The organism is Micromonospora parathelypteridis, from assembly GCF_014201145.1.
In the GTDB taxonomy this organism is placed as follows: Bacteria; Actinomycetota; Actinomycetes; order Mycobacteriales; family Micromonosporaceae; genus Micromonospora; species Micromonospora parathelypteridis.
The window spans coordinates 1,991,144-2,009,886 of record NZ_JACHDP010000001.1 but is presented as its reverse complement, the minus strand read 5'-3'; the positions used below and the strand labels follow the sequence as shown (position 1 = coordinate 2,009,886).

The following is an 18,743-nucleotide window of genomic DNA, read 5'->3' as shown; positions in this document are numbered from 1 at the left end:
CGGTCCGGCCGGTCGGGTCACCCCGACCGGCCGGACCGCGTTTCGTTCGTCGCGGGTCACCCCACCAGGCTGGCGAAGACGACCACGTTGTCCGGGTAGCTCTTGGCGGCCTCGTCGAACTGCCCGCCGCAGGTGACCACCCGCAGGCTGGGCCGGTCGCTGGGCCCGTACACCAACTCGGTGGGGAAGGCCGTCTTCGGGTACGACTTCACCGAGTCGACCTTGAAGGTGGCTGCCAGACCGTCGGCCCGCCGCACGGTGACGGTGTCGCCGGGGGTGAGCGCGCCGAGGTCGAAGAAGACGGCCGGGCCGAGCTTCGCCGAGTCCACGTGCCCGACGATGACCGCGTTGCCGGTCTCGCCGGGGCTCGCGCCCGGCTCGTACCAACCGGCCTGGTCGGCCTGATCCAGCGGGGGGACCTGGACGGTGCCGTCCGGGTTGGTGCCCAACGACATGATCGTCGCGTCGACACCGATCCGGGGGATCTCGATGCTGGTCGGTGCGGAGCGCGCCAGTCCGGCCGGCGCATCTCCCTGACCGGCCGGCTGCCCATCGAGCGGCTGTCCATCGAGCGGCTGCCCATCGACCGGCGGGACGTCGGTGGCGGTGGCCTGCGGCCCGGTGACCTCGGGGCCGGCCTGGGCCAGCGGCTGCGGCGGGCGGGGAGCGGGCGTGGTCTTCAGGGAGGCGCCGATCATGCCGGCACCGATCATGGCCATGGTGACGACGACGGCCGCGCCGGCGGCACGCCACGGTTTCCCGTGACGGCCGCCGGCCCGTGTCGTCGTCACGTCAGACGAGCGAACCATCGGTCCGCCGACGACGCATCAGCACGATCCCGCCCAGCGCGGCAGCGCCGAGCAGCGTCGCCCCGCCGGTGGCAAGGCCACGGTCGGTGCCGGTGCTGGCGCCACCGTCACCACCGTCGACACCGCCGTGCGGCAGCACGACGAGCTCGCCCTCGCCGCACGAGCCCTTGAGCTCGTAGCGACCCGGCTTGGCGTCCTTGTCGACCTTGGCCTCGCCGTAGTAGACGAACTCCCGCTCCTTCTCCCAGCGGTCCTCGTCCGAGCCGTACTTGTCTTCGTCCTTGGAGTCCCAGCTCTTGTCGGAGCCGTACTCGTCGGAGCCGTACTTGTCTTCGTCCTTCGACTCCCAGCCCTTGTCCGAGCCGTACTCGTCGGAGCTGTTGTCCTTGGACTCCCAGCCGTTGTCCGAGCCGTACTCGTCCGAGCCGTACTTGTCCTCGTCCTTGGAGTCGCGGCCCTCGGAGCCGTACTCGTCGGAGCCGTTGTCCTTGGACTCCCAGCCCTTGTCCGAGCCGTACTCGTCCTCGTGCTTGGAATCCCGGCCCTCGTCGGAGCCGTACTTGTCCTCGTCCTTGGACTCCCAGTCCTTCTTGTCCTCGTCCTTGGACTCCCAGTCCTTCTTGTCGCGGTTGTCTTCCGCGTCCTGGCCGTGCTCCTCGCCCTTCCAGTCCTTGTCCTTGCTGCCCTCGTCCTCGTAGGCGTCGGCGGCTGCGCCGCCACCCTGGCCGCCGGACTTGTCGTCCTTGCCGTTCTCGTCCTTGCTGCCTTCGTCCTTGCCCTTGTCGTCCTTGCTGCCTTCGTCCTTGCCGTTCTCGTCCTTGCCTTCGTGGTCCTTGCCCTTGTCGTCCTTGCCGTGCTCGTCCTTGCCCTCTTCGTCCTTGCCGTTCTCGTCCTTGCCGTGCTCGTCCTTGCCCTTGTCGTGGTCGGCGGAGTCCTCCTCCTCGCCCCACTTGCGGTCCTCACCCCGGTCTTCCTCCACCGGCTTGAGCTTGACCTTGCCGGTGACCTTGGACCACACGTACGCGTGCTCCTGCCGATCCGGGCAGATCTCGAGGAGCTTGACCTCGTCGCCGGCCTTGACCACGTGAGGCTTGGCATAGACCTTGCCGTCGTGGTCCTTGCCGTCGTCGTGACCGTTGGCGTAGGCGATCCCCGGTGCGAACACCAGGAGCGACGCGCCGCCGAGCGCGGCGCCCGCAACGACCTTCCCGAGCATCTTCTTAGCCATGACCTGCGTCACTCCATCCCTGTTGTCCTGAGCCCGGCGACAACCGAGCTAAGACCGACGTTAGACCGTTTCATGACTTATGAAGTGAAAGATTCGTGTTTTGACCTTTGGTCAGGTAAGAGGCGAAGGGGTGCTACGCGGCTTTCAGCGCGCCGAGCGTCGTCTCTGGTGCCGCAGGCCCTTGCGGGTGCCGCACGACGTTCGGTGCTCACCGCGACCGGCGGCCTCGCTCATCCGGTAGCGCCGGCAGCGGTCCCGTAACGTGCCGCTCGGGGGTAACGTCCGAAACGGGTCCACGGGTGACCCCCGCCGCAACGCATCGAGGCATTGCCATGGAAGCGCTCCCATGCAAGAATCGGCGAACGCGGTTCGGAGAGCCACACCGCGCAGGCAGGCAGTCGAGGGCACCCGGTTACCGGAGCGACATCCCGCCGCCGATCGACCGGCCGTTGCGCCGGTGATGCACCACCACCACCACCACCATCGCCCGTCCGGGTCGGGCGCCCCCAAAGATTCCCGTGGCGCCGGAGGCCGTCCGTGCAGGACGCCCACCGGGCCGTCTCGCCGGGCCGTACGCGAGCCCGGTCTCGCCCAAGGAGATCAGTGGCATGAATGTGTGGAGAAGGCTATCCGGCCCACGCCGGGGCCTCGCGCTCGCCGGCGCGGGCGTCCTGGTCGCCGGCGGGTTGGTGACGATCCCGGTTACCGCGGCGCAGGCCGCGACGCAGTGCGACGTCGCCTACTCGAGCAACGACTGGCCCGGCGGCTTCACCGCGAGCATCACCATCAAGAACCTCGGCGACCCGGTCAACGGTTGGACGTTGGGCTGGACCTTCCCCAACTCCAGCCAGCGGGTGCAGCAGGGCTGGTCGGCCGAGTTCACCCAGTCCGGCAGCCAGGTGACCGCGCGCAGCCTGTCCTACAACGGCAACCTCGCGACCGGCGCGTCGACGAGCATCGGCTTCAACGGCGCGTGGAGCGGCAGCAACCCGAAGCCGACCTCGTTCACCCTCAACGGCGTGGTCTGCAACGGCGGAACCACCCCGACGACCGCGCCGCCGACGACCGCGCCGCCCACCTCCGCGCCGCCGACCACCGCACCGCCGACCACCGCGCCGCCCACCACCGGACCGCCCACCACCACACCCCCGCCGGGTGTGAAGGTGGACAACCCGTACGCCGGGGTTCCGGGTTACGTGAACCCGGAGTGGAAGGCCAAGGCGAACGCGGAGTCGGGCGGAAGCCGCATCTCCAGCAACCCCACCGCCGTCTGGCTGGACCGGATCGCGGCGATCAACGGCACCCCTAACAGCAGCTCGAACGGTGCCTTCGGGGTGCGGGACCACCTGGACGAGGCGCTGCGTCAGGGTGCCGGGTACATCCAGTTCGTGATCTACAACCTGCCCGGCCGGGACTGCGCCGCGCTCGCCTCCAACGGTGAGCTGGGCCCGGACGAACTGCCCAGGTACAAGTCCGACTACATCGACCCGATCGCCGCTATCCAGGGCGACGCGAAGTACCGCAACCTGCGGATCATCAACATCATCGAGATCGACTCGCTGCCGAACCTGGTCACCAACACCTCCGGGCAGGCTGGCGGCACGGCCATGTGTGACACGGTCAAGGCCAACGGCGCATACGTCAACGGTGTCGGCTACGCCCTCGCGAAGCTGGGCTCCCTCGGCAACGTCTACAACTACATCGACGCCGCGCACCACGGCTGGATTGGTTGGGACACCAACTTCGGCCCGACCGCCGACCTGCTGAAGACCGCCGCGGGCGCCTCCGGCAGCACGGTCAACAACGTCACCGGGTTCATCGTCAACACGGCGAACTACTCGGCGCTGCGTGAGCCGTACGTGAAGATCACCGACACCGTGGGCGGTCAGTCGGTCCGCCAGGCCAAGTGGATCGACTGGAACTTCTACGTCGACGAGTTGTCGTTCGCCCAGGCCTTCCGTACCAAGCTGGTCTCGGTCGGCTTCAACTCCAACATCGGCATGCTGATCGACACGTCCCGCAACGGCTGGGGCGGTTCCGCTCGGCCCACCGGACCGGGCGCGACGACCAGCGTCGACACGTACGTCAACGGTGGCCGGATCGACCGCCGTATCCACGCCGGCAACTGGTGCAACCAGTCCGGAGCGGGCATCGGCGAGCGGCCCCGGGCAAACCCGGAGTCCGGCATCGACGCCTACGTCTGGGTGAAGCCCCCGGGTGAGTCGGACGGCTCCAGCGAGCTGATCGACAACGAAGAGGGCAAGGGCTTCGACCGGATGTGCGACCCGACGTACGGCGGCAATCCGCGCAACGGCAACAGCGCGACCGGTGCGCTGCCCAACGCGCCGATCTCCGGCGCGTGGTTCTCCGCCCAGTTCCAGGAGCTCATGCGTAACGCGTACCCGGCGCTCTGACCGGATCGCCTCCGCACCCACCCGCCGCCGGCAGTAGGTGAGGCACTGCCGGCGGCAGGTTCCCCGGGTCCCCGGCTCGACCGTCAACGGTCGGGCCGGGGACCCCCCCATGGCCCGGTCAGGGCACGGTGCGCTCGATCGCCGCCCGGCCCTGCTCGGCCAGGTCACGGCGGGCCTTGTCCAGATTCTCCGGCGTGAGGTCCTGCCCGCGGGCCATCACCAGATCCTCCGGCTCCCAGGGTTGCTCGCTCCCGGTGCGGATGTTGTCCCCGCCAGCGCCGGTGCCCGTCCCGGTCGCCCCGGTGCCGGCGGCGTACGGGTCGCCGATCAAGTCGTCGGTGTCCGGCGCGAGGTCGTCCGGTCGGCCGCGGGGCTCGGTGAAGGTCGGGGTGTCCCGGTCGGGGCCACCTCCGGTCCGCAGCTGCGTGATGGTGATGTCGTCATCCACCGCCGAGGCCACCTCCGGGCTCTCCTCCAGCGGAGGTTGGCGATCGCGATCGGTCATGGTGCTGCCTCCTGTGTCCGCCCGGTGCCTGATTTCCCTCGCGTACCCCCTCGTGCCGCGCTCATGCCGCGCGGTCCGACGGTCAGGCGCCGGGCTGCTGCTCGTTGGGGGCCGGCGGTTCCGCCGGGCGCCGCCACTGCCAGAGCAGCATGAGCAGGCCGAAGACGAGCATGACCAACCCGGCCCAGAGGTTGATCCGAACACCCTGGGCCTTGTCGATCTCGGCCCGGCTGTCGAAGATGCCGATCAGCGTCACGATGATCCCGTACGCCACGAAGAGGCCACCGATCACCCGACGGATGTCGAACAACCGGGCTGCGGCGGAACGGCGCTGCTCCGCCTGCGTCTCGTCGATCAGCGGGTCCTGCGCCGGTTGGCCGTCGTTGCTCATCTGCCGACCCCTTTCCTAGAAGACCGGGATGTAGAAGAGGGCGGCCAGCACGACCGCGATCACACCGAGCAGCACGGGGGAGCGGTACCAGACGGCGTCCCCGGCGAGCACGTCGCCCTTCAGGTCGACGCCGCCCATGCCGTAGACCAGCCCGCGCAGTTCCTCGTCGCGCTTGGCGGCGGTGAGGGGTGTGAGGACCGCGGCGACCACCGCCACCGTGACGAACGCGATGCCGGCGCCCCAGAAGCTCTCCTCCAGGTCGGAGTTGAAGTCGATCACGCCGCCCTTGTAGAGCAGGTACGTCGCCAGCGACGCCAGGGTGCCCAACAGCAGCGACCAGAAGCCGGCGAGGGCGCTCATCCGCTTCCAGAACATGCCGATGATGAACGTGGCGAACAGCGGCGCGTTGAACAGTGAGAAGAGCGCCTGGATGTAGTTCATGATGTTGCTGAATCCGGCCGCGATGAACGCGGTACCGATCCCGATCACCACGGCGGCGACCGTCGCCCACCGGCCGATCCGCAGGTAGTACTCGTCGGACCGCCCGGGACGGAGGTACGCCTGCCAGATGTCGTAGGTGAAGACGGTGTTGAAGCCGCTCACGTTGGCCGCCATGCCGGCCATGAACGACGCGAGCAGACCGGTGACCGCCACCCCGAGCACGCCGTTGGGGAGCAGGTCGCGCATCAGCAGCGGGATCGCGTTGTTGTACTGCAGGTCGCCGCTCTCCGCGCCGAGACCCTTGACCGTGACCAGGGCCACCAGGCCGGGGATCACCGTGACCAGGGGAATGAACAGCTTCGGGTACGCGGCGATGATCGGCGTACGCCGGGCGGCGCTCATGTTCTTCGCTGACAGGGCGCGCTGTACCTCGGCGAAGTTCGTGGTCCAGTAGCCGAACGACAGGACGAAGCCCAGGCCGAAGACGATGCCCAGCCACTGTGCGCCGAGCGGGTTGGCGGTGCTGCCGGTGTCCTGCCAGGCGTGCAGGCCGGCCTCGCCGAGCTTGGAATCGCGTACCGAGTCCATCAGGCCGTTCACCCCGCCGACCTTGACCAGGCCGATCACGGTCACCGGGATGAGGCCGGCCAGGATGACGAAGAACTGGAGCACCTCGTTGTAGATCGCCCCGGACAGACCACCGATGGTGATGTACGCCAGCACGATCGCCGCGCCGACCACGACGGCGGTCCAGAGCGGCCAGCCGAGCAGCGCCTGCATCACCAGGGCCAGCGCGTAGAGGTTCACCCCGGCGATCAGCACCTGGGCGACGGCGAAGCTGAGCGCGTTCAGCAGGTGGGTGGGGCGGTTGAACCGCAGCCGCAGGTACTCCGGCACGCTGCGGACCTTCGACCCGTAGTAGAAGGGCATCATCACGATGCCCAGGAAGACCATCGCCGGCACGGCGCCGATCCAGTAGTAGTGGACCGTCATGACGCCGTACTGGGCGCCGTTCGCGGCCATGCCGATGATCTCCAAGGCGCCCAGGTTCGCCGAGACGAAGGCGAGGCCGGTCACCCAGGCCGGCAGGGATCGGCCGGAGAGGAAGAAGTCGACGCTGGTCCGGATCGCCCGTCGCGCGGCGAAGCCGACTCCGAGGACGGTGACGAAGTACAGCGCGAGGATCAGGTAGTCCAGGCCGTTCATGTCGAGGCGAAGACCGTCGCCGTCCATCCCCGTCACCTCTCGTCCCAAAGTTCGCGCTGATGTGCAGCGCGTGCCCTATTGCCCGGTATGCACGGTTTCACGTCTGTACCTGGGGTGAGTTGGTTTCGGGCGGATTCGGGGCGCCCCGGCCGACTGGCCGAGACGCCCCTCAGGTGCGGTCGCTCAACGGCCGAGTACGCGGTCCAGGAAGTCCCGGTAGTTACGCACCGCCATCCGCAGTTGCTCGGTGTCGGCCGAGCCGGCGTCCTGCCACCCACCCAGCGTGTTCTTCTGTGCGGCCAGCGCCGAGGAGAGGGCCTGGATGGCCTCCTCCACCAGCGACTGCGCCTCACCGGCGGCGGCATGCGGATCGTCGACGAAGCGCAACTGCACGTCCCGCCAGCGATCCCGGAAGCCCTGCGCGGTGTCCGTGTCCAGGAGCGTGGCCGGCTCGGCCGCGACTGTCGACCCGGCGGGGAGCGACGTTCCGGCGGCCCCCAGCGACGTGCCGTCGCCCTCGGTGGTGACCGGCTCGCCGTCCGCGTCCGGATCGACCATCTCCGGCGTCGCGCTGCCGTAACCGGCCGCGCCGGCGGCCACCGCGTCCGGGTCGGTCCCCGGGGCGGCATCCCGACGGTGCAACTCGGCCGTGGGGTCGGCCCGCAGGCCCTCGCGCTCGCCGTCCTCGGCACCGTCGCCGGGCTGGGCCGTCCGCTCGGCCCTCGGGTCCGGCTGATCCTCCGGGCGTGGGCTGGCCAGCGCGGAGGCGGCCACGGCGTCGGCCACCGTGGTCGCGCCGAACGTCGTCGGCAGCGGCCCGGGCTCGTTGAAGTCACCCTCGTCGGTGGACCGGTCGTCCCGCCGATGGCGCGGGTCGGAGTCGTCGGCCGGCTCGTCGTCGGCCGGGTCGTACGCGGCGTCCCGTTCGGTGCTGTTGGTCCGCTCCTCGGCGCCGGTCTGGTCGTCGAAGGTGCCCCGGTCGTCCAGGGCGTCCTCGGGGACGTCCGAGCGACCGGCCCGGTCACCGGCTGGCGGTACCGGAACGGGCGCGGAGCGGACGGCCTCCGGATGGTCGTTGCTCACCTGCTGCTCTTCCTGGCGCATCGGTGGCCTCCTCAGCGGCTCGTGGCGTCGTGGTCCGGGTGGTGGCGCTGTTCGGGCGTACGGTGGCCGGCGGGCTCCTCGCCGAGCAGGTCGGCGAAGAGTTCGCGGTAGTGCACGACCGCCTGCCGCAGCTCCTCGGTGCTGGCCTCACCCCGCGAGTTGCGCAGGTGGATGTCGTGCGCGTCGCGGTAGTTGGTCAGCGTGCGGGCGTGCTCGACGGAGAGGTGGGCGATCTGGTCGGAGAAGTCCCCGGTCGGGTAGCCCTGTTCCTCGATGAGCCGGGTGACCAGGGCGTCGGCGTCGCCCACCGTCTCGCCGGGCGAGTCGATGAAGCGGACCTGGAGCTCCTCCCAGGCGGCGCTGTAACGGGCCCGGGACTCCGGGCTGAGCGGGGTGAGCGTGAGCTCGGCGTGCCGGCGTTCCCGGTCGCGCAGTTCGCGCTCCGCGGCGGACCGGCTGTCCTGCTCCGCCACCACCCGGTCGTACTCCGGCCCGAACCGGCTGCGCAACGCGCGGCGGCGGCTGAGCGACCGGGCGGCCACGGCCAGCACCGCGACGATCACGAGCACGACGAGCACGATGACGATTACCTGCGTGGGCGACATGGGCTCCTCCTTCGTCACCTGGTATTCCCTCCGCGCACTGATCGCCAATCCCGATCCGGGGTACTTTCCTCGCGATCCGTTTAACTTGATTCAGTCCAGAAAGTGCGAGCGCCCCGCCGGTCCGCCGGCGGGGCGCTCGTCGTTGCCCATTCGGCACATCTCGCAGCGTCGATGTCGACGCGACAGGCGGTAGTGCAACGGCCCTCGATTACGTATCCTGCCCAAGGCGCCCGCGCCGGTGCCCGGCTTCCCGTCGGGCGCGAAGCCGGCCGGCGCGTTGCCCGGCGGTGCCGGCACCCCCTGCCACCCCTGTACGGGCGAGGTCTGATGAAAACCCGTGACTGGCCGATCCGCTCGAAGCTGACCGCGTTGGTCGTCGCGCCGGTGACCGCGCTCCTGGCGCTGTGGATCTTCGCGACCACGTTGACCTTCGGTCCCGCCCTGGACCTGCTCTCCGCCCGCACCCTGCTGTACGACCTGGGCCGCCCCGGCGAGGTCGTGGTCACCGAGTTGCAACGGGAACGCCGGCTCTCGGTGGTGCAGCTCGCGGGCACGGCCGAGCTACCCGCCCTGGCCGAGCAGCGGGAGCGCACCGATCGGGCGGTCGCCGAGCTGCGTCGCCGGGTCGACGGGGAAGCCCTGCGCGACGCCGCGGACGACCTGCTGGAGACCCGTGTCGACCAGTTGGTCACCGCCCTGGCGGCACTGCCGGCCGGCCGGGACTTCATCGACGACCGCAAGGTGGACCGGGCCGGCGCGATCGGCCTCTACAGCGGCATGGTCTCCGCGGCCTTCCAGGCGTTCGCCGGCATGGCGACCCTGACCGACCCCGACCTCAACCGGCAGGCACTGGCGCTCACCGCGTTGGGCCGCTCCCGGGAGTTGCTCGGCCAGAGCGACGCGCTGCTGGCCGGCGCGCTGGCCGCCGGACGGTTCGCCGAGGGCGAGCACACCCAGCTCGTGCAGGCCATCGGCAACCAACGGTGGCTCACCGAGAGCGCCGTGGCCGACCTGCCCGAGACCACCCGGGTCGCGTACCAACGGTTGACCGAGGGCGAAGCCTTCACCCGGCTGCGCGCGATGCAGGACGCGCTGGTCCTGGCCAACCGGTCCGGCCGGCCACCGGTCGACGCGGCGGCCTGGCAGACCAGCCATGACGCGGTGCAACAGCAGTTGCGCGACTTCGAGCTGGACGAGGCCGACGGGCTCACCGACCGCTCAGTGCCGATGGCGGTCCGCATCCTGGTGCGGCTCGCCGCCGCCGGAGTGCTCGGGCTCGTCGCCGTGGTGGTCTCGGTGCTGGTGGCGCTGCGGGTCGGCCGCACCCTGGTCCGGCGGCTCAGCGGCGTCCGCACCGCCGCGCTCGAGCTGGCCGAGCACCGTCTGCCGGACGTGGTGACCCGGCTGCGTCGTGGCGAGCAGGTCGACGTCGCCCGGGAGGCGCCACCACTGGAGTACGGCCACGACGAGATCGGCGAGGTCGGCCGCGCCTTCACCAAGGTGCAGCGCACCGCCGTCCAAGCCGCGGTGGACGAGGTCACCCTGCGTCGTGGGCTCAACGAGGTCTTCCTCAACATCGCCCGACGGAGCCAGAGCCTGGTGCACCGTCAACTGCACCTGCTGGACCGGATGGAGCGGCGCGCCGAGGACCCGGACGAGCTGGCCGAGCTCTTCCAGGTCGACCACCTGGCAACCCGACTCCGCCGGCACGCCGAGGACCTGGTCATCCTTGCCGGTTCCGCGCCCGGTCGCGGCTGGCGGAACCCGGTCGCGATGGTGGACCTGATCCGCGGCGCGATCTCCGAAGTCGAGGCGTACGACCGGGTGGACATCGCCGCCGCACAGCCGGCCGGCGTGTTGGGCCGGGCAGTCGGCGACGTCATCCACCTGCTCGCCGAGCTGGTCGAGAACGCCACCGCCTTCTCCCCACCGGACACCCGGGTCACCGTCACGGGGGAACAGGTGGCCAACGGGTACGTCCTGGAGATCACCGACCAGGGGCTGGGCATGTCCGCCGCGGCGCTGGAGACCGCCAACACCCGGTTGGCCAGCTCGCCCGAGTTCGACCCGGCGCAGAGCGCCCGCCTCGGCCTGTTCGTGGTGGCCCGGTTGGCGGCCCGGCACAACGTACGGGTGCGGTTGCGCCCCTCCGGGGAAGGTGGGGTGACCGCCGTGGTGCTGGTCCCCAGCGACCTGGTCACCGCCGAGCCGCCGGCCGGCCCCGACCCCGCCACGGTGACTGCCGCGTCGGCCGACCCGGGCCGGCGGCTGGCCCGCACGGCTCGCCGGGGCACGGTGCCCCGCCCCCGCACACGTCCGTCCACGGCCTCGCCCGCCAGCGCAGCGCCGCCCGCCCCGTCCAACGGCGCAGCGACCTCGGACACGTCGCCGGTCGTCGGGCTCGGCGACACGGTGTCGCCCGAGGACACGGCCGACGAGCTGGACGGCCTGCCCCGCCGGGTGCGACGGAACACCCCGGCAGCCCAGCGCCGGTCGACCGTCACCGACGCCCCGACGCCCCGATCTCCCGAGGAGGTGCGTCGGGTGATGGCCGCCCTGCAGGCAGGCACGGCTCGCGGACGCGCCACCGTCATCACGCCCTCGGCGCCCTCGGCTCCGGCGAAACCGGCAGCACCGGCCGCAGCGCCGAAGCCGGCCGCACCGGCCGAGCACACCGATCCGGCGGCCCCTACCAACCCGGCGACGAACCCCGAAACCCCCGACCGCAACTGAGAGGGACGCCTAGTGCGGCATTCGACGAAGCAGAGCGCCGGCCTCGACTGGTTGCTCGACGAGCTGGTGCAACGGGTGCCGGCCGCCCGGGAGGCGGTGGTGCTGTCCGCTGACGGCCTGCTGCTCGGCTGTTCGGCCGAGTTGGAGCGCTCCGACGCAGAGCACCTCTGTGCGCTCGCCGCCGGCTTCTCCAGCCTGGCGCGGGGCGCGAGCCGGCACGTGACCGGCGGCCCGGTCCGGCAGACCGTGGTGGAGATGGAGTCGGCGTACCTCTTCGTCACCGCCGCCGGTCAGGGTGCCTGCCTGGCGGTGGTGAGCGACGCGGACGCGGACATCGGGTTGGTCGCGTACGAGATGGCGATGCTGGTCATCCGGGTGGGGGAGAGCCTGGCCGCGCCGGCCCGATCGTCGGTGGGAACCGGTGATGCGGGCTGAGCCCCCCGGGCCGCAGCACGAGTGGCTGGACGGCGACGCCGGCCCGGTAGTGCGCCCGTACACACTCACCGGAGGCCGGGTACGCTCCGCCGTCGACAGTTTCAACCTGGTCGCGTTCGTGCTGGCTGAATCGGACGTCGACGCGGCGAGCCATCCGCACCTGCTCCCGGAGCATCGGCGGCTGGTCTCGTTGGCCCTCCGGCCGGTGTCGGTGGCCGAGCTGGCAGCCGAGCTGGACCTCGCGGTCGGTGTGGTCCGGGTGCTGCTCGGTGACCTTCTGGCCGAGGGCCTGGTCGCGGTGCACGAGCCGCCGGCCGCCGGCATCCTTCCCGACGACGACATCCTCAAGGCGGTGGTCAGTGGACTCCGTGCGCTATGACCAGGTGGGCACCAGCACCACCATCCCGCTGGCACTGAAAATCCTCATCGCGGGAGGCTTCGGAGCTGGCAAGACGACGTTGGTGAGCGCCCTGAGCGAGGTCCGTCCGCTGCAGACCGAGGAGGTGTTGACCGGCGCCGGGATCGGCACCGACGACATCTCCGGGGTGGAGGGGAAGTCGACCACCACGGTGGCGATGGACTTCGGCCGGATCACCATCAACGACGACCTGCAGGTCTACCTGTTCGGCACCCCGGGTCAGGATCGGTTCTGGTTCCTCTGGGACGAGTTGGCCTTCGGCGCGCTCGGCGCGGTGGTGCTCGCCGACACCCGTCGGTTGGCCGACTGTTTCCCGTCCATCGACTATTTCGAGCAGCGTGGCATCCCGTTCGTGGTGGGGGTGAACTGCTTCGACGACGCCCGCCGTTTCAACCTGGAGACCGTACGCCGGGCGCTCGACCTGGACCCGGACGTGCCGATGGTGCTCTGTGACGCCCGGGACCGGCAGTCCGGAAAAATGGTGTTGATCTCTCTGGTCGAGCACGTTGCCCGGCAGCGTGGGGAGCCGGTGCCGGCGGCCTGAGATCCGGGCTGGAAAGCCGGTTAACAGGCGGGCAATGCGGGCAGCCTCTGATTGGATCAGCGGAGGATGCCGGCAGAGGAGTTGGACGTGAGTGGTCAGGGTGAGGTCGTCCACATCGGGGGTTACACCGCGCAGAGTGGTGGGCGGGGCAGCGGCATCGTCGCGGCGCGTCGTGACCCGACGACCGGGGCGCTGACCCCACTCGGCACCGTGGCGGCCACGCCGTCGCCCTCCTTCCTGGCGCGGCACCCCACCCAGTCGGTGCTCTACGCGGTCAACGAGCTGACGGACGGGGAGATCAGCGCCTGGCGGGTCGGGCCGGACGGCGAGCTGGATCCGCTCGGCAGCCGGTCGACCGGTGGCGCCGAGCCCTGTCACCTGGCGGTGCTGCCCGACGGCGGTCACCTGGTGGCGGCCAACTACGGCAGCGGCAGTGTCGCGGTCTTCCCGCTCGACCCGCAGGGGGTGCCCGGCGAGCGCACCGACCTGGTGGTGCACGAGGGGCACGGCCCCGACCCGCAGCGGCAGGACCACGCGCACGCCCACATGGTCAACCCTGGACCGGACCGGGGGCCGCTCTTGGCGGTGGACCTCGGCACCGACTCGGTCTACCGGTACGACCTGGACGACGCGACCGGGCGACTCGTGCCCCGTGCGCCGCGGATCCGCACGGCGCCCGGCACCGGGCCCCGGCACCTGGCCCGTCACCCGGACGGTCGGCGCTGCTACCTCGTCGGCGAGCTGGACGCCTCGGTCACCGCGTACGAGCTGACCGACGACGGCGCGTTGCACCAGCGGGGTCGGGTCGAGGCGAGCGAGCGAACCGGTCACGTCCAGCCCTCGGAGGTCGCGGTCGGCCCGGACGGCCGGTTCCTCTATGTCGCCAACCGTGGGGTGGGGACCCTGGCGGTCTTCACCCTGGCCGGGGAGCTGCCTGAGCTGGTGGCCGAAGTGGACACCGGTGGTGAGTGGCCCCGGCACTTCGCGCTGATCGGGCAGCACATCTATGTCGCTGATGAGCGGGCGGACATGGTGCGGGTCTTCCGGCGCGACGCGGACACCGGCGTCCCCGAGGCGATCGGCGAGCCGGTGCCGGTGCCGAGCCCGACGTGTGTGCTGCCGTGAACCCCGCCGTCGATATGCGAGGGCGACACTGATTCGGCAACGCCACGAGGCCGCTGTATCACTCTGCGTCGCTAAAAGGTGGTCAACTGTTTCTCCTCCGTAACTTTAGTCCGAACGGATGTGGCAGAGACGGCACCTAGTACGCAAGATGGTCACCGTGTCAGCAGGCCGCCATCGCATGCGTTCGAAACTCCATCTAGCAGCCGCCGCCGGGACGGCGACGGTGCTCGTCGCCACGACCGGTGTGTGGTTCGGCTATCGGGAGTTGATCCAGCCCAACTGCTCCGGGGAGATCCGTCTCGCTGTGGCGGTCGCCTCCGAGCTCGCGCCCGCCGTGGACGCGGCCGCGTCCCAGTGGGTCAAGGACGGCGCGGCGGTGGGCCCAACCTGCATCCGGGTCGACGTCTCCGCGTCCGACCCGGTCGACGTGGCCGCCGTGGTGGCGGCCAAGCACGGAGCTGTCCTGGCCGGTGTGGGGCAGGCCAGCGGCACCGCCGTCAGCCCGGACGTCTGGGTGCCCGACTCCTCGACCTGGCTGCTCCGGTTGAAGAAGGACGCCACCGCGTTCGCTCCGACCAACGGCGCATCCATCGCACGCAGCCCCATCGTCGTCGCGATGCCCGAGCCGATCGCCGCCCGACTGGGCTGGCCGGACAAGAAGTTCAACTGGACGGACCTGCTCAAGCAGGTCAACAACACCAGCGCGCCGCTGCGCACCGGGATCGTCGAGCCGACCCGTGACGCGGCCGGCCTGTCCGGCCTGCTCTCGCTGACCGCGGCCGCCAGCGCTGCCGGCGGCGACGCCCAGCGCAGCACCGTCGGTGCGCTTCGGGCACTGGCCACCGGGCGCTCGTCGCTCCGCAACGATCTGCTGGCCCGCTTCCCGACCTCCAAGGACGCGACGTCCATCGCCAGCGGTCTCGGCGCGGCGGCGCTGTCCGAAGAAGACGTGATCGCCTACAACAGCAAGCAGCCGCCGGTCCCGCTCGCCGCTCTCTACATGGAGCCGGCACCGATGCCGTTGGACTACCCGTACGCGGTGCTGCCCGGCATCGAGCCGAGCAAGGCGTCGGCGGCCCGGGTGCTGTTCGAGCTGCTCACCAGCCCCAACTTCCGCAACCGGCTCGCGGCGCAGTCGCTACGCGCGCCGGACGGCAACTGGGGCGATGGCTTCAAGGCGCCGCAGGGTGCGCCGAGCCCGTCGGGCGGCGCGCCGACCGCACCGGCGAACGGTGGCACCGCCGCGGGTGGCCTCGACCCGGCCGCCATCCAGCGGGTCGTCTCCAGCTGGTCGATCGCCACCCAGTCCGGTCGGATGCTGGCCGTCGTCGACGTCTCCGGCTCGATGAAGGAGAAGGTGCCCAGCGCCAACAACCGCAGCCGGGAGGAGGTCACCGTTGACGCGGCCCGCCGCGGCCTCGGCCTCTTCGACGACTCCTGGTCGATCGGCCTGTGGACCTTCTCCACCAAGCTGGTCGGCAACCGGGACTACAAAGAGCTGGTCCCCATCGGGCCACTCTCCGGCCAGCGGGCCCAACTGGAGGCGGCGCTCGGCGCCGTCAGGCCCTCCAGTGGTGACACCGGCCTCTACGACACCACGCTGGCCGCGTACCAGGCGGTCCAGGAGAACTGGCAACCTGGCCGGGTCAACTCGATCGTGCTGTTCACCGATGGCGAGAACGAGGACGACAACGGCCTCAACCAGCAGCAGCTGCTCGCCAAGCTCAAGCAGCTCGCCGACCCGGATCGGCCGGTACAGGTCATCATGATCGGTATCGGCGAGGGCGTCAGCAAGGCCGAGCTGGAATCGATCACGAAGGTGACCGGTGGCGATGTCTTCGTCACCAAGGACCCGAGCGAGATCGGCAGCATCTTCCTCAGCGCGATCGCGCGACGGCCACCGGCGCCGCGCTGAGTCAACGCTCAATCAAAAAGGGGGCCCGCCCTACCGGATCGACGGTAGGGCGGGCCCCTTTTTTGGCTCCCAGGCTCAATAAAAGTGACGGCAATACGTCCGAAGCAATCGGCCGTCATAGTTATCGGGGCAGGATGGCGAATGATCCGGCACAGTCGGTCCGCCTCCGGTCCGACCCGTTGGCCGGGGCCATCCTGTACAGAGTGGGAGGGCCGGTGACCGCGGCGACCCTGTTGACCCCAGCCACGTCCGCTGAGCCGAAAGGCCGCCGTGTCGGGCTGGTGGCGCGCTCCGACGAACGGTCCTACGTTCGGGTCCTGGTGGTGCTGGACACCACCGTCCTCATCATCGCGCTCCTCATCGGGTACGTCACCCGCTTCGGTGACGACGATCCGAGCGGCTCGGAGATCCCGTACGTGCTGGTTGCCCCCGCGTTGGCGCTGGCCTGGCTGATCTCGCTCAAGGCGCTCGGCTGCTACGACGACCGGGTGATCGGCTACGGGGCGGACGAGTATCGGCGGGTCAGCTCCGCCAGCCTGCGACTCGCGGGTGCGACCGCCATCATCGGCTACATCGCCGACCTCGGCGTCTCCCGGGTCTTCCTGGGCATCTCCTTCGCGGTGGGCATCGTCGGGCTGGAGGTGGCGCGGTTCGCCGTCCGCAAGCGCCTGCACCGGGCCCGCCGGGTGGGTGCTGGCTGGTCCCGCAGAATGCTGGTGGTCGGCGACACCGCCCATGTCCTGGAGCTGGTGCACACGCTGCGCCGCGAGCCGTACGCCGGCTACCAGGTTGTGGGCGCGTGCATCCCGGACGCGTTGCTCGCACCGGTGGCGCAGCGACTGGGCGACGTGCCGGTGGTGGGGTCGTTCCGAGGTATCCCGGAAGCCGCCACCGCGATCGGCGCGGACACTGTCGCCGTGACCGCCTCCGGCGAGCTGACCGCGACCCGACTGCGCCGTCTCGGCTGGCAGTTGGAGGGGACCGGCGTCGATCTGGTCGTGGCACCCGCGCTGACCGACGTTGCCGGCCCGCGGATCCACACCCGCCCGGTTGCCGGCCTGCCGCTGATCCACGTCGAGGCACCGGAGTTCCGCGGTGCGCGCAAGCTGGTGAAGGGCCTCGTCGACCGGTCCGCCTCGTCGCTGGCGCTGGCGCTGCTGCTGCCGCTGATCGCGTTGATCGCCCTGGCCATCAAGCTGGACAGTCGGGGCCCGGTGCTGTTCCGACAGGTCCGCGTCGGCCGGGGTGGGCATGAGTTCGGCGTGTTCAAGTTCCGCACCATGGTGGTGAACGCCGACGCGCTGCTCGCCGAGTTGACCGCGCGCAACGAGACCGACGGCCTGATGTTCAAGATGCGCCAGGACCCTCGGGTCACTCGTGTCGGCCGGCTGCTGCGCAAGTGGTCCCTGGACGAGTTGCCGCAGCTGGTCAACGTGCTGTTGGGGCAGATGAGCATGGTCGGGCCTCGCCCGCCGCTGCCCTCGGAGGTGGCCCGCTACGACGGCGACGTGGCCCGGCGGCTGCTGGTCAAGCCGGGCATGACCGGCCTGTGGCAGGTCAGCGGCCGCTCCGACCTGAGCTGGGAGGACGGCATCCGGCTCGATCTCTACTACGTGGAGAACTGGTCCCTCGCCGCCGACCTCACCATCCTGTGGAAGACCTTCGGCGCGGTCCTGAACGGCCGCGGAGCGTACTGACCCACCGTCGGTCAGGGTTGCGGGCCGGTCCAGTCCAGGCAGACGACCACGGCGTCGTTGACCAGGTCACCGGCCACGAACGCACGCAGGTCGCCGATCAGGGACCGGACGGCGTCCAGCGGCGCCATCGGCCCGGTACGCCGTAGGAAGCGGTCCAGTGCCGTCTCGCCGTAGCGCACGTGTTGTCCGGTGGCCTCCAGCACCCCGTCGCTGACGACGAAGATCCGGTCGCCACGCTCCAGCGGGAACTTCTGCTCGTGGTAGTCGGTCGCCTCGAACATGCCGAGCGGGAACTGCGCCTCCAGGGGCTGTTCGGTGACCTCGCCGTCGCGCAGCAGGACCAGTCGGGGTGAGCCGGCGTCGACCACGGTCATCGTCCCGGAACGCAGGTCCAGTTCCATCAGCAACGCGGAGAGGTGCTGCTCGCCCCGGTACAGGTCGTAGAGCGCCTGGTCGGCAAGGGCGGTCTGGTCGGCCAGGCTCAGCCCGGCCCGGCGCGCGTTGCGCAGCGCGTGGGTGGCCAACGAGGTGAGCAGGGAGGCGGCGACACCCTCACCGCTGCCGTTGATGGTGGACAACCAGAGTCGCTGCCCGTCGTCGGACCAGTCGAAGCTGCCGCCGCGCACCGCGTACGCCGGCTCCAACTGCCCGGCCAGACTGAACGAGGGTCGGATCCGGCTGCGGCCGGGGAGCAGGTCCCACTGCATCTCGGCGGCCAGGGTGAGGCGCTGGGCGCGCCGTGCCGCCCGGTAGACGTCCGTGCCGGCGGAGACCGCCGCCAACTCGTGGGCGAGCGCGGTGGAGATTTCGGCCAGCGCGGCGAGGACCTCCCGGTCGTCCGGCACGGGCGACAGGCACAGCACCCCCCGACGCTCGCCACGCATCGTGACCGGGAACCAGGCGGTGCCGTCGGTGAGGGTCGGCGACTGGTGGTCGAAGGCGCGCCAGGCAGGGTGCCCGGGGCTCGTGATCGGATCACCCTCGGTGAGCGGCAGGAGTTCCGAGAGCCGGTAGTCGACCTGGTACAGCTCGACGTCGGTGATCCCGTACGACCGGACGAGCACATCCCCGACACCACCGACGAGCCGGTCCGCCGGTGTCTCGTTCAGGGCACGTCGTGCCTGATTGACCGGTTCGCTCATCGTCACTCCCTTGCTGAAAGCTCGACGACCA

General features: G+C 70.5%; 16 protein-coding genes. 8 read left to right on the top strand and 8 right to left on the bottom strand.

Features of this window, described 5'->3' with window-relative positions:
* Positions 1-56 precede the first annotated feature (56 nt).
* Both HNR20_RS08730 and HNR20_RS08725 read right to left on the bottom strand, forming a co-directional pair.
* Complete coding sequence (locus tag HNR20_RS08730) at positions 57-791, bottom strand: class F sortase (protein ID WP_184178029.1); 735 nt, start codon at positions 789-791, stop codon at positions 57-59.
* Position 792: 1 nt separating this feature from the next.
* Positions 793-2,037: a putative sodium/potassium/calcium exchanger gene (locus HNR20_RS08725; protein ID WP_184178027.1), complete on the bottom strand. Its 1,245-nt coding sequence runs from the start codon at positions 2,035-2,037 to the stop codon at positions 793-795.
* 608 nt (positions 2,038-2,645) lie between these two features.
* Here HNR20_RS08725 and HNR20_RS08720 point away from each other — a divergent pair.
* Positions 2,646-4,451, top strand: coding sequence for a glycoside hydrolase family 6 protein (locus tag HNR20_RS08720; protein ID WP_184178025.1), 1,806 nt, complete (start codon positions 2,646-2,648; stop codon positions 4,449-4,451).
* A 118-nt stretch (positions 4,452-4,569) separates the two neighbouring features.
* On the opposite strand, the gene HNR20_RS08715 is transcribed toward HNR20_RS08720, so the two are convergent.
* From HNR20_RS08715 to HNR20_RS08695, 5 genes are all read right to left on the bottom strand, one after another.
* A complete protein-coding gene (locus tag HNR20_RS08715) occupies positions 4,570-4,956 on the bottom strand; it encodes a hypothetical protein (RefSeq protein WP_184178023.1) in 387 nt (128 codons plus the stop codon).
* 82 nt (positions 4,957-5,038) lie between these two features.
* Positions 5,039-5,347 (bottom strand): hypothetical protein, encoded by a 309-nt coding sequence (locus tag HNR20_RS08710; protein ID WP_184178021.1) that lies wholly within the window; start codon positions 5,345-5,347, stop codon positions 5,039-5,041.
* Positions 5,348-5,362: 15 nt separating this feature from the next.
* A complete protein-coding gene (locus HNR20_RS08705) occupies positions 5,363-7,021 on the bottom strand; it encodes a sodium:solute symporter family protein (protein WP_184178019.1) in 1,659 nt (552 codons plus the stop codon).
* 156 nt (positions 7,022-7,177) lie between these two features.
* Complete coding sequence (locus tag HNR20_RS08700) at positions 7,178-8,098, bottom strand: hypothetical protein (RefSeq protein WP_184178017.1); 921 nt, start codon at positions 8,096-8,098, stop codon at positions 7,178-7,180.
* 11 nt (positions 8,099-8,109) lie between these two features.
* Positions 8,110-8,703, bottom strand: coding sequence for a hypothetical protein (locus HNR20_RS08695; RefSeq protein WP_184178015.1), 594 nt, complete (start codon positions 8,701-8,703; stop codon positions 8,110-8,112).
* A 327-nt stretch (positions 8,704-9,030) separates the two neighbouring features.
* Between HNR20_RS08695 and HNR20_RS08690 the strand changes: the two genes are divergently transcribed.
* The 7 genes from HNR20_RS08690 (at position 9,031) to HNR20_RS08660 (ending at position 17,570) form a co-directional block, all read left to right on the top strand.
* Positions 9,031-11,436 carry a sensor histidine kinase gene (locus HNR20_RS08690; RefSeq protein WP_184178013.1) on the top strand — a complete coding sequence of 802 codons (2,406 nt, stop codon included), beginning with the start codon at positions 9,031-9,033 and terminating at the stop codon, positions 11,434-11,436.
* A gap of 12 nt (positions 11,437-11,448) precedes the next feature.
* Complete coding sequence (locus HNR20_RS08685; RefSeq protein WP_184178011.1) at positions 11,449-11,871, top strand: roadblock/LC7 domain-containing protein; 423 nt, start codon at positions 11,449-11,451, stop codon at positions 11,869-11,871.
* Positions 11,861-12,250: a DUF742 domain-containing protein gene (locus HNR20_RS08680; RefSeq protein WP_184178009.1), complete on the top strand. Its 390-nt coding sequence runs from the start codon at positions 11,861-11,863 to the stop codon at positions 12,248-12,250. The genes HNR20_RS08685 and HNR20_RS08680 overlap by 11 nt, the downstream gene beginning before the upstream one ends.
* Positions 12,231-12,833, top strand: a complete 603-nt coding sequence (locus tag HNR20_RS08675; protein WP_184178007.1) for a GTP-binding protein — start codon at positions 12,231-12,233, stop codon at positions 12,831-12,833. The genes HNR20_RS08680 and HNR20_RS08675 overlap by 20 nt, the downstream gene beginning before the upstream one ends.
* A gap of 87 nt (positions 12,834-12,920) precedes the next feature.
* Positions 12,921-13,958: a lactonase family protein gene (locus tag HNR20_RS08670; RefSeq protein ID WP_184178005.1), complete on the top strand. Its 1,038-nt coding sequence runs from the start codon at positions 12,921-12,923 to the stop codon at positions 13,956-13,958.
* Positions 13,959-14,115: 157 nt separating this feature from the next.
* Complete coding sequence (locus tag HNR20_RS08665; RefSeq protein ID WP_184178003.1) at positions 14,116-15,873, top strand: substrate-binding domain-containing protein; 1,758 nt, start codon at positions 14,116-14,118, stop codon at positions 15,871-15,873.
* Between the two features lie 215 nt (positions 15,874-16,088).
* Positions 16,089-17,570, top strand: coding sequence for a sugar transferase (locus HNR20_RS08660; protein WP_184178001.1), 1,482 nt, complete (start codon positions 16,089-16,091; stop codon positions 17,568-17,570).
* Between the two features lie 11 nt (positions 17,571-17,581).
* Here HNR20_RS08660 and HNR20_RS08655 read toward each other — a convergent pair whose 3' ends face one another.
* Entirely contained in the window at positions 17,582-18,712 is a 1,131-nt protein-coding gene (locus HNR20_RS08655) for a PP2C family protein-serine/threonine phosphatase (protein ID WP_184177999.1), read from the bottom strand.
* Between the last annotated feature and the right edge of the window lie 31 nt (positions 18,713-18,743).